We start from the raw sequence: 13,891 nt of genomic DNA, 5'->3' as shown, positions 1-13,891 counted from the left end.
ATTACTCCGAAATCTCATGATTACTGCAAACCAGCGAAATTCCTCGAATAATCGAAGATTTTGCATTACTAATAGAATCAACGGCTTCTGCACGCAGTTCCATCACAACATCCACACAGTAGCTTTCATTTGATGACGAACCGCTAGTGGTTTCAGGATCCTCAAGCGTTACATCCGTACTACTCACACATTGCTCAACGGTTTGCTCATTGCTTAAAGCTTCCTTTTCTAATTGTGAAACTGCACTATTTGCTGCAGCACAACTTGAACTACTAGAATCCGCAGTGCAAACAGAAGTTTGGTTTGCTTTAGCAGTCTCCAAATTGGACAATGAATTATTCCATTTTTCAGTGTAATAATTATTTAGTCTTGGTATCACTTGAATTAGCGTTCGGCTAATATCAATATTTATACCATCAACCGTTTTAGTAAATGATCCATCAGAAGATTTCAGTGTATTAATATTACAAGGATCACTTGTCAGCTGTTGATTAATAGTATTAATACTATCATTCAATATAAATTCAGCAGCATCCATGGTGCGTTGCTTATTTTGTGCATTCGCAACTATTTTCAAGTTTGAATCACTTATATTGAAACTCATGATTACTATTAAAGTAACCATGATCAACATAATAAGTGCCACAATTAGTGTGGACCCATTATTACTAGACATGTATTTATTAGTGCTCATTTTCATATTACATGTACTCTAATCTAATGGATTGTATACATTTACCACAGCCGAATAATACTGTCTCCTTATATTCGGTTCAGTTGGCGTATATTCATTTCCACCAATAATATATGTTTTATTATCAATACCAGGTGTTGCTGTTGAATTTCTAGCTAATAATTCAATTTTTACCGTACTGCCACTTTGTGTAAAGAAAATCTTCTCTATGCCATCCGCTATGGACTCAGATGTATTGCTTACTGTCGCAACATGATTATTCCAAGTTAATGTTTTTCTCTTTAATACATTATTTGCGTCAATATAATAAATATTCTGTAATGGTATTCTAACAGCAGCCCATTCTCCACTTGCCAATTTTTCAGTTACAGTGCCTGTTAAAAAAGTAGGATTACCATCCTGTCCAATTTGAACACAAGTATATTCACTAGAGCATACTGGAGCTGATGAAGTTCCCGAAGTAGCAAGCTGCGAAGTGGTAAATCGTCTTATTACAATTAAATTTGTACCTGATTTAATATCAGTTATACAACTAGGGACAGTACCAGGTATCGCTAAATATGGCTTTAAAATATATTTATTTATTTCTTTGTCTGCATCATTAGCTGCACAGTAGTCTGTTTGAGTTTTTACATCCGTAATATTAGCCCCACCAAAAAAACCAGCATTGCTAATATCATCTATTAAAACTTGCAATGCATATCTTCCATTTTCAATTTGCTGCCCATTTTTTTCAATTTCATTTCTTGTTTTAATTGTTGAAATAAATAGATTACCTAGAACTAAAATCAATATTAATCCTAGAGCAAGAGATAGCATTAACTCAATCAGTGTTAATCCATATATTCTGGAATAATTTATATTGTACTTATTATTCATATCATTCCTCAACATCAACAATAATCACATCGCCAGAAACAACCCGCCTTAAATTTTCGTTCCCATAATCATTTTTTCCGCATAGCTCCGTTTCACTTGGGGCCTTAGTCGAGCTTAATCCTTGCCATGCAATGCTCACATGGATTGTTTTGGGTGAATTACTGACAACAGACAAGCAGCCCTGAGCACCAATTAACCCTCCTACTTGATTTTCTCCTGAATAGCCACTCAAATTTTCTTTCCAAGAATTGATATTTGAATTTGTGTTATCGATACTGTCATAATTATTATTAAGTGCGCCAGACTCATCAGACCTTATTTTGCTCATCATATCTTGCAATAATATTAATGCATGAGAGCGCTGATATGATTCCATTTCAGCATTCATCAATTTTGATTGCAAGCCAGCCAATCCTAAAAGACCAATAGCAACTATAAGAATAGTCACCATAACTTCAATCAGTGAAAAACCTTGATATTTAGGTAAATAAATTCTGTTTGTTTTGCTAATCATGAGCATGCTCCGACTGTTGAGACAGCTCGCCCGCTAGCTTCAATTGTTACACAGCGAATAACAGTAGAATATGTTGATGAAGTAATAGTAAATTTCGTATTACTATTTGTTCTGCCATTGGACTTAAATAAAACATTTCCACTAGGATTAGAGGAAATCTGAATAGAATCAAAAGATCCATGATCAATAATTAATTGGGTAGTAGCTGTCTCTGGATATAAAACCCAACCATTTATCCAGTTGCTTGATTTTGGAGATAATACAATAGAAGCATTTCTTGATATTGCTGTACTACGTGCTGTTAACAAGTTGCTATGTAGAGCTGATGCAGCAGATCTTACTTTATTTTCAGCTACCATTTTTGAAAATTCCGGTACTGCAATTGCAAGAATAATAACAAGTACAGTAATGGTTACCATTAATTCAATTAAAGTAAATCCATAAAATTTATTGACTCTATACATAGAATCACCATTTCCCAGTTTTTTCGCCTGAACTACTAATTGTCAAATTACCATCAGATGCTTGAGACCCTGTCGCTGTCGCTGTTACTGTAACTTTAGGTGGATTTGCTGTTATGGTGAAAGGTTGATTTATACTGTAATACTTAGATACTTCTTCTGGTATAGACATATTTAATTTATCTTCAGATAAATCATCAGCATACTCTCGTGTATCTAATAAATACTGTTGCTCTTTTTGCATTATGTCCATCAAAAATGATTTAGCAGCAGTTCTATTGGTTTTTTTTACATAATCTTGATAACTTGGATAAGCGATTGATGCAATTATTCCTATAATTGCAACAACAACCATTAATTCAATTAATGTGAATCCATAATTTATTTTTTTCATAATTTTTTCTTTAAAGTAACTTATAGATCTGGATAGCCTATAGCATAACTATGAAAAACCGTTAAACCTACTACTTATGACGAACGTTGGAAATTTGGGTACGAACGAGAGGCAGGCAGCAGTGCCTCATCCAGAAAGTTCTATCTAACAATGTTAGATAAGAGATATAAGAACAGATAATAAAGACCTCACTTATCTGTGGATAACACAAAATAAACTATAAAAATCAATAACTTGCTTGAAAATATTGTTTGTGGGTTACCACTTGGTATACATGTTTTGTTTGGGCAGGTTTTCTGTCATTCAGAAATTTTGCCGTTCATGCACAGATAAACTGGCGTTTTTCCACAGATCTGCCTGTGGATAACGCGGCCGATGTTGTTGTTACGGAAGCAGGATCAGATCTGTTCTATCTTGCCGACCGATTTCGATGTGATGTACCCATCTTTGTCCAGGTAGAAGATGGTTGGTGTGAGTACGGTGTCTTCAAAAAGATGCGATAGCGTGCCGTTACGATCCCAGGTGAACCTGAACTCATAGCCGTTCTGGCTGATGAAATTTCTGATCTTGTCCTCTTCATCGTATTGCATGGCTACAGCCAGCACTTCTGTAGACCCTTTGCCATGTATCTTGGCCAGCTCTGGCATTTCCTGAACGCAGGTGGTGCAACTGGTTGCCCAGAACACCACCATCAGTGGTTTTCCTTGCAGACTGGCAAAGGTGATTTTCTCTCCATTGATCAGCGTGATCTCCTGGGCTGGATCTACCTGTCCTTGTTTGCTGGCTACAAAAAACAATGTTGCTGCCAGTAGAGCAAGCAGGATAGCTATGATGTAGATACGCTTCTTCATGGGTTTCTTTTCAATAATATTAGATAGAAAGAGTAAGAACAGATAATAAGCATTGTTCCTGCCTGTGGATATCTAAAAAATAACATTTAAATCATGAAGTTACATCCATGATAGCTTTGTGGCTTATTTTGCTTGGGCTTGTGGATTATTTGCTGGTTATTTTTCTGGGGCTGCGTCCAGCCATTTAACCCCCATGGTTTCTGGATCTTTTCCACAGGGCAACTCGTTGATTTTACAGCGGCTTTGTGGATTATCGGTATAATCCGCTCCTTTCTTGGAGTACATAGATGGCAATTCAATGGTTTCCCGGGCACATGCATGCGGCACGCAAGCAGGTGGCGGAGACAATGGCCAAGGTGGATCTGGTGATCGAGATTGTCGATGCGCGCCTGCCCTGGTCCAGCAGCAATCCGATGATTGAAAGTTTGCGTCTGGCACGTCAGCGCCCGGCTTTGAAGATTCTCAACAAGCAGGATCTGGCTGATCCGGTGTTGAGCAAGGTCTGGCTGGATTGGTTCAAGTCGCAACCGGGTGTGGATGCGGTGTTGATTGGTGAGGATAACAAGATTGAATCAGCCAAACGGTTGCCAAGCTTGTGCCGCAAGCTGGTGCCTCATCGCAGTGGCGAGATCAAACCTGTTCGCGCAATGATTCTGGGTATTCCCAATGTGGGTAAATCCACCTTGATGAATCATCTGGCGCGTCGGCGCGTGGCCAATGTGGCTGATACGCCGGGGGTGACAAAGTCGCAACAACGCATCGAGCTGCAGGATGGCACCATCCTTTACGATACGCCTGGTCTGATGTGGCCCAAAGTGCATGACGAGAACTCCGGTTATCGCCTGGCCATGGCAGGCTCGATCGGCACCAACGCCTATGACCAGATCGATGTGGCATGGTTTGCCATCGATACCTTGCGTGCACGCTATCCGCAAGCTTTGCTGGAAAGGTATGGCCTGAAGGAATACGTAGGTGAAACCGAAGATATCTTTGCTGCGATCGCCAAGCGCCGTGGTGCGGTACTCTCGGGTGGCAGAATCGACGAGCAGAAAGCGGCAGAAATGATTCTGACCGAGTTCCGCAGCGGCCAACTCGGTCGAATTACGCTGGAAACGCCGGATGACATAACCGAGCCTGTGCCAGACGAAGAACAGACGGCTGCCGATGGCGAGGCGGAAATTGGTTGAAGCGGACATTGGCGGCAAAAATGGCTTAGAATCGCAAAGCCTTCTTCACATGGATTGTGCTATGGAAGCAGAACTTGCCCGATTGGAAGAAAAAATTGGCCGGCTCGCGCAATTGTGCATAACGTTGCGCCAAGAAAATGGTTCCTTGCGGCAGCAGATGCTGGTGGCCGAGCAGGATAATGTCAGGCTCAAGCAGAGGCTCGAAGGGGCCGAGAGCCGTATTCTGGCGATCCTGGCCAAGATTCCGGAGGAAGCCTGATGAGCGAGATCAAGCAACTTGATGTCAGCATCATGGGACGTGAGTTCCGGGTTGGCTGTCCGGTAGAAGAAGAAGCTACGCTGTTGCAAGCCGTTGATTTGCTTAATGGAAAAATGCAGGAAATCCGTTCGACCGGTAAAGTGGTCGGTATGGAAAAGATTGCTATCCTGGCCGCACTGAATATTTCGCATGAATTTTTGCAGGTTCAGGTTGGTGGCGGCGATTTTGACATCGGCGCGATCCAGCGTAGAATTAAAAACATGGATGCAGTGATCGACGCGGCGCTTCAGCAACAAAACGATTTGTTCTAGCGCGCGGCGAGCAAACCCTTTTCCTGCGGTGCTTGTTACGGCTCAGATTCTTTGAACCGATAAGCTTTACTCGGTTGCTACCTAATTATGGCCTGTTGTGAGCATTCCCTAGCCGAATGCACCTGATGGCCACGGAAAGTGACCACTTGAACCCTTGGGTTCAAGATGCGAGCCGGACGGCATCCGCGGGAATCCCTACCAAACATGGCAGGCAATCGAAAATGGCGGATTTTGATCCGCCATTTTTGTTTTCGTTGCTCTGCAACCGTGCCGGAAAACACCCTTGTCCAGCAGCCCTCATCCCGATAAAAGCAGCCTGCGGCGCAAATTGCGCCAGCAACGTGCTGCATTGGCGCATAGCGAGCGTTTGCAAGCTGAACTGGCTGCGGCACGCCAGGCCGTGCGCCGCGGCTTGCTAAGGCCTGGCAAGCGCATTGCTGCCTATATTCCGGTCGGCAGTGAGTTCTCGCCATGGCCGTTGATTCTGATGGCGCTGAAACGCGGTGTGGAGGTTTATTTGCCGCAAGTCCCCCGGCGCGGGCGGCAGATGCGGTTTGTGCGCTTTGATCAGCATGCGCACTGGGTCAATGGCAAATACGATATTCCGGAGCTGCAATCAGGCCAGGCATGCCCGACCCGACAGCTTGATACGGTTTTTCTGCCACTGGTCGGGTTCGATAGCGAAGGCAGCCGGCTTGGCCAGGGCGGGGGGTACTACGATGCCACGTTTGCGTTTCGGCGCAACCGGCAACACTGGAAAAAACCTCGCCTGATCGGGCTGGCCTTTGCCTGCCAGCGTGTGGATTACTTACCGCGCGATCATTGGGATCTTCGGCTGGATGCGGTACTGCCGGTTTGAATTTTTGGAGCCGGTATTTCCTCTCGCCCCATGGGGGAGAGAGGTCAGGAGAGAGGGGGGAAATTGCCGGTAATGTGCCCTCTCCCCAACCCTCTCCCACTTGTGGGAGAGGGAGATAGGGTTCTGGTTAAATCAAGCGCACTGCTTTCAGTTCATCCTTGATGTAGGCATAGAACACTGGGGCGGCGACGATGCCCTGCAGGCCGAAAATGGCTTCCAGCAGCAGCATGGCCAGTAGCAACTCCCAGGCGCGTGCGGCGATACGGCCGCCAATGATGCGCGCATTCAGGAAATACTCCAGCTTGTGGATAACCACCAGATAGACCAGCGAAGCGGCCGCCACGCCCGGTGCCACACTCAGGCTGACCAATACGATGGCGGTGTTGGAGATCAGATTGCCGATCACCGGTAGCAGTCCGGCCAGGAAAGTAATGGCAATCAGTGTTTTGACGAGTGGCAGTGAATAGCCGAACAGGGGCAGAATCAGCACCAGATAACAGCCGGTGAAAAAGGTGTTCAACGCGGAAATGCGGATCTGGGCAAACACGATATTGCGAAACGCGTTGCACAAATGCCGGCAGCGCATTTGCAGTGCCGCGGCCAACGGTGCCTGCGATTGCGGATATACATGCAGTGAGACCATCGCACCGATCACGATGGCTATCAGTATTTGCGCAAAGATATGGCCAGCCCGCGAACCGATGTCCTGCAATTCCACAATATGCCCGGATGCCCATTCATTGAGCGCGATGCGCCAGCCTTCGATATCGCCCGGTATGTGACGCACGATCCAGGAAGGCAGGTCATGACGCAAAGAGATGTTGATGGATTCAAGCTGCTTGAGCAAAACCGGCAGGGATTGCATCTCGCGCACGGACATCCAGTAAATCATGGAGATCAGGCCGCTCAGGGCGGCGATCACCAGCACCGAAATCAGGAACAAGCCAACCAGCCTGGCTTTGTTGCCAGCCAGACGATTGATGTGGGAAATTCCGGATACTAGGCGTACCAGTTCAAATACCAGCAAGCCAAACAGCAACGGTGCGACCAGATGAAATTTAAGCGAGAGAAACACAGCCAGCGCTGCCAATAAATAGCTGGCAGTTTGGGGCAAATCCTGGTGCAGGCGCATGGGGTAGCAGTCGGCGATGATAGGGTTTGAATTCTTACTGCTATTGGCCAATTACACAATGCATTAAAACAAAACCCCATCGCCAAAGGCTGATGGGGTTTGTCGGTTCAACAGAAAACTGGTCAGGCGTTGGTCTTGGCCAGCGTGCGCCGCCGGGCAACAGCTTGAGCCAGGCTGGCCAAGAGTTGCTCCGTATTTTCCCAGCCGATGCAGGCATCGGTGATCGATTGGCCGAAGGTCAGTGGCTGGCCGGGTTTCGGATCCTGGCGCCCTTCCACCAGATGGCTTTCCACCATCACGCCGAAAATGGCCTGGTTACCGCTGGCAAGCTGGGCACAGGTATCGCTGCATACTTCCATCTGGCGGCGATAATCCTTGCGGCTGTTGGCATGCGAGAAATCGATCATCAATTTTTCCGGCAAGCCTGCTGCAGCCAGATCGGCGGTGGCGGCGCGTACATGGCCGGCATCGTAGTTGGGTTCCTTGCCGCCACGCAGAATGACATGGCAATCCGGGTTGCCGGCGGTCGAAACAATGGCCGAATGCCCGAACTTGGTGACAGACAGGAAATGGTGCGGCGCGGCTGCGGCACGGATGGCATCGATGGCGATTCTCAGATTGCCATCGGTACCGTTCTTGAAGCCAACCGGGCAGGAAAGACCGGATGCCAGTTCGCGGTGGACTTGTGATTCGGTGGTACGGGCTCCGATCGCACCCCAGCTGATCAGGTCGGCCATGTATTGCGGCGTGATCATGTCGAGGAATTCGCCGGCAGCCGGCATGCCGGAATCGGTCAGATCCAGCAGCAGCTTGCGTGCAATGCGCAGACCCTGGTTGATATTGAAACTGCCGTTGATGAACGGATCGTTGATCAGGCCTTTCCAGCCCACAGTGGTGCGCGGCTTTTCAAAATAGACGCGCATCACGATTTCCAGGTCACCCTTGTATTGCTCGCGCAAGGTTTTCAGGCGCTTGCCATATTCCAGCGCAGCTTGCGGATCATGAATGGAGCAGGGGCCGATGATGACCAGCAAACGATCGTCTTCGCCGACCAGCATGTTGTGAATCGCCTGGCGGGCTTCAAAAACCGTGTTGGCTGCGGTGTCGGTGATCGGAAATTTTTCCAGCAATGCTACCGGGGGGAGGAGTTCCTTGATTTCGCGGATACGTACGTCGTCGGTCTGATGCATGGTCTGTCCTGCGCTTTTGAATATACCGTTCTGCGGCGGTGTAGGTTATTGGATGGAGCCATCTAGGTTATCCGCTATTGACAGGCGCTGCAAATGTTGAATGCACAGGCAGTATTTCCAAAAAGAAAAACGGCATGTGTGTAAACACATGCCGTTGGCAAAATGAACTACTGATCAATGCAGATCAGTCAGCAAACTGCTTTTTCATCCGTTCACGCCGTTCCTGTGCCTCGACCGTCAGGGTGGCGGTCGGGCGGGCGAGCAGGCGGGCGAGACCGATCGGTTCGCCGGTGTCGGCGCAGTAGCCATAGCTGCCATCGTCAATCTTGCGGACGGTGGCGTCGATTTTCAGCAGCAGCTTGCGCTCGCGGTCACGCGTACGCAGCTCCAGCGCATATTCTTCTTCCAGCGTGGCGCGGTCAGCCGGATCCGGGGTGGCTTCCTGTTCCTGCAGATGCTGGCTGGTCAAATCTGCGTTGGCCAGAAGTTCTGCCTTCATCTGCAGCAGCTTTTCCCGGAAAAATGCGAGATGGTCCGCATTCATGTAATCATCTTCCGGGCCTTTCCAGTTCAGGATGTCTTGTTCCGAGAGTTTAGCCATGATGTTGTCTCGCTTTGTTGAAGCCGGCTGTTAGCCGGTTTTTATCGGTTTAAACAAAAAACAATGACAGCTGAATGGGCTGGCAGCTTAATGAAGTTGCCTGTGTAATGCAACCAGCCTCAAAACCTATTTCATAGGGCTGCTGTGCCTGTGCATCCGGCAAGGAAATTTACTGGGCCAGAATCCAGCGCACGATCACGCGCAAGTCATTGTCCCCGATCTGTTGGGGTGGCATTGCCACTTTGTATTTCAGATCCCATTTACCCTGGACACCGCTGCGGATTTCCTTCATCAGCAGCGCTTCGGCATCTTTCTGGTTGCGGTATCTGGCGGCCACTTCCTTGTAGCTGGGGCCAACGATCCGCTGGTCTACGGCATGGCAGCCCAGACAGTTGTATTTGGCAATGAGCTTGGTTGCCGGTTCTTCTGCCTGGGCAAAACCAGCCAGCAAAATCAGCAGCAATAGCCAACGAGATCTCAGCCAGCAATTCATTCCTGCAATCCTTACGATTTTGAAGATGCTTATCCCATCTTACGCAAGCAAAGCAGGCCATGCAAACCGGCTCAAGTTTGGCTGTGCTACACTGCGTTGCTTGATCACAAAACCGGTTTTCTGCGATAGGCAAAATGGATCGGCCGCAACGTTTTTTCAATACCGCCATTCTGATATCCGCACTGGTCCATACCCTGCTTATCGCGGGTGTGCGTTTCACAATGCCCGATAGCAAGCGCATCCTGGCCGCCGAGCCAATCGAAATCGTCCTGGTCAATCAAAAAACCGAAACCGCACCCGCCAAGCCGCAGGTATTGGCGCAAGTCAATATGGATGGTGGTGGCAATACCGATGCCAAGGTACGTGCCACGTCCCCCTTGCCTGCCGCCGCGCGTGATCCGGTGCTGGAGCAGACCGTCGCCAAGCAAAAGCAGCTGGAGGCCAAGGCTGAAAGGCTGATGAGCCAGCTGAAGAAATCGGAATGGTCCTTGCCTGCGGCGGAAAAGCCAGCACCTGCTCCGGAACCTTCGGCCGACAAGGGGCTGGATACCGAGCAACTCAAGCAGCAATCCCGGGAAATTGCTGCGGCCGCAGCGCAAATCAGCCGGAATTACCAGGCTTATCAGGAAAAACCACGCAAGGCTTATGTCGGTGCCCGGGCCAAACAAACCAGTGCTGCCATGTGGGTGGATTCCTGGGTGCAGAAAATCGAGCGCGTAGGCACGCATGCCTATCCGAAAGATGCGACGGGCAACAAATTGCGCGGCAGTCTGCGTGTGGCGGTGGAAATCAATTACGACGGCAGCATCCTCGCGGCGCAAATAGACAAATCCTCGGGCAATCAGGCGCTGGATGAGGCGGCCTTGCGCATTCTGCGTCAAGCCGGGCCTTTTTCCCAATTGCCGCCGGATCTGCTGGATGACACAGGCCGCCCGGCTTCCGTATTGGTCATCGTGCGTACCTGGTTTTTTGGCCCGGACAGCACGCTGGGGCTGAATTGATGCGCATTCTGGGTATCGACCCCGGTTCGCGCGTCACCGGTTTTGGCGTGATCGATGTGCACGGACAGAACCGTCTGTATGTGGCTTCCGGTTGCATCCGTACCCCCGCAGGTGATCTGCCCGGACGCATCAAGGCGATTCTGGATGGAATCGCTGAAGTCATTGCCACTTACCGGCCGGATCAGGCTGCGGTCGAGCAGGTCTTCGTGAATGTGAATCCGGCTTCGACCCTGTTGCTGGGGCAAGCGCGTGGCGCGGCCATTGCCGCACTGGTGCTGGCGAACCAGCCGGTGGCCGAATATACCGCCTTGCAAGTCAAGCAGGCCGTGGTTGGCAACGGCCATGCCGGCAAGGATCAGGTCAGCCATATGGTGCAGCGTTTGTTGCGGCTCAATGGTGTACCGCAGGCCGATGCCGCAGATGCGCTGGCCGTGGCTCTGACCCATGCCCAGCATGACAGCGGGGCAATGAAGCAATTGATGCGGCACGGCTTGAGCATCAAGCGTGGTCGCTTGGCTTGATTAAAATTCGGGAGTAGGGGGTGGAACAGCCTTACCACTTTCCATTCCCCACTCCCAACTCCCAAGGTTTTAATGATGATTGGTCGCCTGAGCGGTACCCTGATCGAGAAACAACCGCCACAGATCGTGCTGGATGTGCATGGCGTCGGCTATGAAGTGGATGTGCCGATGAGCACATTCTACGAGCTGCCGGCGCTGGGTGCGCCGGCCACCTTGTTCATTCACCAGGCCATTCGCGAAGACGCCCACCTGTTGTTCGGATTTGCCACGCGCAGCGAGCGCGATACCTTTCGCGAGCTGATCAAGGTTTCCGGTATCGGCCCCAAGATCGGTCTGGCGATTCTTTCCGGCATGAATGCCGACGAACTGGCGCTGGCGATTGCCAGTGAAGATACGGCGCGCCTGTCCAAGGTACCGGGTATCGGCAAGAAAACGGCCGAACGTCTGGTGCTGGAACTGCGCGGCAAGCTGGGCAATCTGTCTGGCAGTGCCCCTCAAATCGGCAAAGCCATGCCGACTGCCGCGCCGTCACCGCGTCAGGACATTCTGCATGCCTTGCTCGCGCTTGGTTACAACGAGCGCGAAGCGGCTGCAGCACTCAAGCTGGTACCGGAAGATACGGGTGTGAACGATGGCATCAAGCTGGCGCTCAAGGCGCTGGCCAAGGTGTAAAGCCGTGAACAAGTTCCAAGAGAGCCGCCAATGATTGAAACCGATTCGCTTTCCTCCGCACCGCCCGAGCGGCTGATCACGGCGCAGAAACTATCTGCGCATGAAGAAGCGCAGGAACGTGCCCTGCGCCCCAAGGTGCTCGATGAATACGTGGGCCAGGAAAAAGCGCGTGGCCAGTTGCAGATTTTCATCGAGGCCGCCAAAAAACGTGGCGAGGCCTTGGATCATGTACTGCTGTTTGGTCCGCCCGGTCTGGGCAAGACCACGCTGGCGCACATCATCGCGCGCGAACTGGGCGTGAACCTGCGCCAGACTTCCGGTCCGGTGCTGGAGCGTGCCGGCGATCTGGCGGCCTTGCTAACCAATCTCGAACCGCATGACGTGTTGTTCATCGACGAGATCCATCGGCTGAGCCCGGTGGTCGAGGAAATCCTCTATCCGGCGCTGGAAGATTTCCAGCTCGATATCATGATCGGCGAAGGCCCGGCCGCACGTTCGGTCAAGCTCGATCTGCCACCGTTCACGCTGGTGGGGGCGACCACGCGCGCAGGCATGCTCACCAATCCGCTGCGCGATCGTTTTGGGATTGTGGCGCGGCTGGAGTTTTATACGCCGCAGGAGCTGGCCCGCATTGTCGAGCGTTCTGCCGCACTGCTGGAAGTGCAGATTGTGCCGGACGGGGCATTCGAGATTGCCCGGCGCTCGCGCGGGACGCCGCGTATCGCCAACCGTCTGCTGCGCCGGGTGCGCGATTATGCCGAGGTCAGGGCTGATGGGGTTGTTACACGTGAAATCGCCGATGCGGCCCTGTCGATGCTGGATGTCGACCATGCCGGGCTGGATGTGATGGACCGCAAGCTCTTGTCTGCCGTGATCGATAAATTCGGTGGCGGGCCGGTTGGGCTGGATAACGTGGCGGCAGCCATCGGTGAGTCATCCGACACAATTGAAGATGTTCTGGAACCTTATCTGATCCAGCAGGGTCTGTTGCAACGCACGCCGCGCGGACGGGTGGCCACTTTGTCGGCCTATCAACATTTCGGTCTGGAGCCGCGCCGCGTCGGTGGATTGTTTGAAAGTTAAATAATTACAGGCAGTTGTTTCAGGCGGTAACAGACCCGTTGCCGTCATGAAGACTAAAATACCGGCCTTGGTCAGGCCAAGAGGGAGTTATCAACCGTGGATGTTTCCGCAGGGACGCAGGATCTTTCCATTCTGAATCTGGTACTGCATGCCAGTCTGGTCGTGCAACTGGTGATGGCATTGTTGCTGTTGCTGTCGTTCATGTCCTGGTGGCATATCTTCAGCAAGATGTTCACCATTCGTCATGCACGCATCAATACCGAGCGATTTGAAGATCGCTTCTGGAGCGGGGCGGACCTGAATGGTCTGTATGAATCGGTCAGGCGCGACAATGGCGGACAGGGCATGGAAAAAATCTTCCATGCCGGTTTTGCCGAATTCCTCAAGTTGCGCCAGCGCGGCAGCATGGAGCTTTCCGACATCATGGAAGGGACGCGCCGTGCCATGCGCGCTGCCTGCCAGCGCGAACTTGATCATCTGGACGCGCACACTTCATTCCTGGCATCGGTCGGCTCGGTTTCTCCATACGTAGGCCTGTTCGGAACCGTGTGGGGCATCATGCATGCGTTTCGTGCGCTGGCCAATGTCGGTCAGGCCACGCTCGCCAATGTGGCGCCCGGGATTGCCGAAGCACTGGTGGCCACTGCAATCGGCCTGTTTGCCGCGATTCCGGCCGTCGTGGCCTACAACCATTTCGCCCACGATATCGACAAGCTGGCCAACCGTTTCGATACTTTTATCGAAGAATTCTCCAACATCCTGCAGCGCCAGGCTGCGCGCTGAGGATAC

General features: G+C 50.6%; 19 protein-coding genes and 1 other RNA gene. 10 read left to right on the top strand and 10 right to left on the bottom strand.

Annotated features, from left to right (window positions below):
* Nucleotide 1: 1 nt before the first annotated feature.
* The 6 genes from AC0KVQ_RS07505 to AC0KVQ_RS07480 all read right to left on the bottom strand — a co-directional run bounded on the left by AC0KVQ_RS07505 (nucleotide 2) and on the right by AC0KVQ_RS07480 (nucleotide 3,793).
* The gene (locus tag AC0KVQ_RS07505) at nucleotides 2-694 is read right to left on the bottom strand and encodes a pilus assembly PilX family protein (protein WP_473420523.1); all 693 of its coding nucleotides are present in this window, start codon (nucleotides 692-694) and stop codon (nucleotides 2-4) included.
* 18 nt (nucleotides 695-712) lie between these two features.
* Nucleotides 713-1,573, bottom strand: a complete 861-nt coding sequence (locus AC0KVQ_RS07500) for a hypothetical protein (RefSeq protein ID WP_473420522.1) — start codon at nucleotides 1,571-1,573, stop codon at nucleotides 713-715.
* Nucleotide 1,574: 1 nt separating this feature from the next.
* On the bottom strand, nucleotides 1,575-2,087 hold the full coding sequence (pilV, locus tag AC0KVQ_RS07495; protein WP_473420521.1) for a type IV pilus modification protein PilV: 513 nt from the start codon (nucleotides 2,085-2,087) through the stop codon (nucleotides 1,575-1,577).
* The gene (locus AC0KVQ_RS07490) at nucleotides 2,084-2,551 is read right to left on the bottom strand and encodes a GspH/FimT family pseudopilin (RefSeq protein WP_473420520.1); all 468 of its coding nucleotides are present in this window, start codon (nucleotides 2,549-2,551) and stop codon (nucleotides 2,084-2,086) included. The genes pilV and AC0KVQ_RS07490 overlap by 4 nt, the downstream gene beginning before the upstream one ends.
* 4 nt (nucleotides 2,552-2,555) lie before the next feature.
* Nucleotides 2,556-2,942 carry a type IV pilin protein gene (locus AC0KVQ_RS07485; protein WP_473420519.1) on the bottom strand — a complete coding sequence of 129 codons (387 nt, stop codon included), beginning with the start codon at nucleotides 2,940-2,942 and terminating at the stop codon, nucleotides 2,556-2,558.
* 398 nt (nucleotides 2,943-3,340) lie between these two features.
* The gene (locus AC0KVQ_RS07480; RefSeq protein ID WP_473420518.1) at nucleotides 3,341-3,793 is read right to left on the bottom strand and encodes a TlpA disulfide reductase family protein; all 453 of its coding nucleotides are present in this window, start codon (nucleotides 3,791-3,793) and stop codon (nucleotides 3,341-3,343) included.
* Between the two features lie 287 nt (nucleotides 3,794-4,080).
* Here AC0KVQ_RS07480 and ylqF point away from each other — a divergent pair, with 287 nt between their 5' ends.
* The 5 genes from ylqF to AC0KVQ_RS07455 all read left to right on the top strand — a co-directional run bounded on the left by ylqF (nucleotide 4,081) and on the right by AC0KVQ_RS07455 (nucleotide 6,409).
* A complete protein-coding gene (ylqF, locus tag AC0KVQ_RS07475) occupies nucleotides 4,081-4,980 on the top strand; it encodes a ribosome biogenesis GTPase YlqF (RefSeq protein ID WP_473420517.1) in 900 nt (299 codons plus the stop codon).
* A gap of 61 nt (nucleotides 4,981-5,041) precedes the next feature.
* The gene (locus AC0KVQ_RS07470; RefSeq protein WP_473420516.1) at nucleotides 5,042-5,239 is read left to right on the top strand and encodes a hypothetical protein; all 198 of its coding nucleotides are present in this window, start codon (nucleotides 5,042-5,044) and stop codon (nucleotides 5,237-5,239) included.
* On the top strand, nucleotides 5,239-5,550 hold the full coding sequence (locus tag AC0KVQ_RS07465; RefSeq protein WP_473420515.1) for a cell division protein ZapA: 312 nt from the start codon (nucleotides 5,239-5,241) through the stop codon (nucleotides 5,548-5,550). The genes AC0KVQ_RS07470 and AC0KVQ_RS07465 overlap by 1 nt, the downstream gene beginning before the upstream one ends.
* Before the next feature lie 17 nt (nucleotides 5,551-5,567).
* Nucleotides 5,568-5,746, top strand: a non-coding RNA gene (gene ssrS, locus AC0KVQ_RS07460) — 6S RNA.
* Nucleotides 5,747-5,833: 87 nt separating this feature from the next.
* Nucleotides 5,834-6,409, top strand: coding sequence for a 5-formyltetrahydrofolate cyclo-ligase (locus AC0KVQ_RS07455; protein ID WP_473420514.1), 576 nt, complete (start codon nucleotides 5,834-5,836; stop codon nucleotides 6,407-6,409).
* 127 nt (nucleotides 6,410-6,536) lie between these two features.
* Here AC0KVQ_RS07455 and AC0KVQ_RS07450 read toward each other — a convergent pair whose 3' ends face one another.
* The 4 genes from AC0KVQ_RS07450 to AC0KVQ_RS07435 all read right to left on the bottom strand — a co-directional run bounded on the left by AC0KVQ_RS07450 (nucleotide 6,537) and on the right by AC0KVQ_RS07435 (nucleotide 9,825).
* The gene (locus AC0KVQ_RS07450; RefSeq protein ID WP_473420513.1) at nucleotides 6,537-7,541 is read right to left on the bottom strand and encodes an AI-2E family transporter; all 1,005 of its coding nucleotides are present in this window, start codon (nucleotides 7,539-7,541) and stop codon (nucleotides 6,537-6,539) included.
* 122 nt (nucleotides 7,542-7,663) lie between these two features.
* Entirely contained in the window at nucleotides 7,664-8,731 is a 1,068-nt protein-coding gene (gene aroG, locus AC0KVQ_RS07445) for a 3-deoxy-7-phosphoheptulonate synthase AroG (protein WP_473420512.1), read from the bottom strand.
* A 184-nt stretch (nucleotides 8,732-8,915) separates the two neighbouring features.
* Nucleotides 8,916-9,332, bottom strand: coding sequence for an RNA polymerase-binding protein DksA (gene dksA / locus AC0KVQ_RS07440; RefSeq protein ID WP_473420511.1), 417 nt, complete (start codon nucleotides 9,330-9,332; stop codon nucleotides 8,916-8,918).
* Nucleotides 9,333-9,501: 169 nt separating this feature from the next.
* Nucleotides 9,502-9,825 (bottom strand): c-type cytochrome, encoded by a 324-nt coding sequence (locus AC0KVQ_RS07435; RefSeq protein ID WP_473420510.1) that lies wholly within the window; start codon nucleotides 9,823-9,825, stop codon nucleotides 9,502-9,504.
* Between the two features lie 134 nt (nucleotides 9,826-9,959).
* Here AC0KVQ_RS07435 and AC0KVQ_RS07430 point away from each other — a divergent pair, with 134 nt between their 5' ends.
* The 5 genes from AC0KVQ_RS07430 to tolQ all read left to right on the top strand — a co-directional run bounded on the left by AC0KVQ_RS07430 (nucleotide 9,960) and on the right by tolQ (nucleotide 13,885).
* Complete coding sequence (locus AC0KVQ_RS07430; RefSeq protein ID WP_473420509.1) at nucleotides 9,960-10,826, top strand: energy transducer TonB; 867 nt, start codon at nucleotides 9,960-9,962, stop codon at nucleotides 10,824-10,826.
* Nucleotides 10,826-11,347: a crossover junction endodeoxyribonuclease RuvC gene (gene ruvC, locus AC0KVQ_RS07425; RefSeq protein ID WP_473420558.1), complete on the top strand. Its 522-nt coding sequence runs from the start codon at nucleotides 10,826-10,828 to the stop codon at nucleotides 11,345-11,347. The genes AC0KVQ_RS07430 and ruvC overlap by 1 nt, the downstream gene beginning before the upstream one ends.
* Nucleotides 11,348-11,422: 75 nt before the next feature.
* A complete protein-coding gene (ruvA, locus tag AC0KVQ_RS07420; RefSeq protein ID WP_473420557.1) occupies nucleotides 11,423-12,019 on the top strand; it encodes a Holliday junction branch migration protein RuvA in 597 nt (198 codons plus the stop codon).
* 30 nt (nucleotides 12,020-12,049) lie between these two features.
* Complete coding sequence (gene ruvB / locus AC0KVQ_RS07415; RefSeq protein ID WP_473420508.1) at nucleotides 12,050-13,102, top strand: Holliday junction branch migration DNA helicase RuvB; 1,053 nt, start codon at nucleotides 12,050-12,052, stop codon at nucleotides 13,100-13,102.
* A gap of 96 nt (nucleotides 13,103-13,198) precedes the next feature.
* Nucleotides 13,199-13,885 (top strand): protein TolQ, encoded by a 687-nt coding sequence (tolQ, locus tag AC0KVQ_RS07410; RefSeq protein ID WP_473420507.1) that lies wholly within the window; start codon nucleotides 13,199-13,201, stop codon nucleotides 13,883-13,885.
* Nucleotides 13,886-13,891 lie beyond the last annotated feature (6 nt).

The sequence above is a fragment of the Formivibrio sp. oc-25 genome (assembly GCF_055810895.1).
Note: the sequence above shows the minus strand (reverse complement) of the source record. Positions and strands in the feature narration are given on the sequence as shown.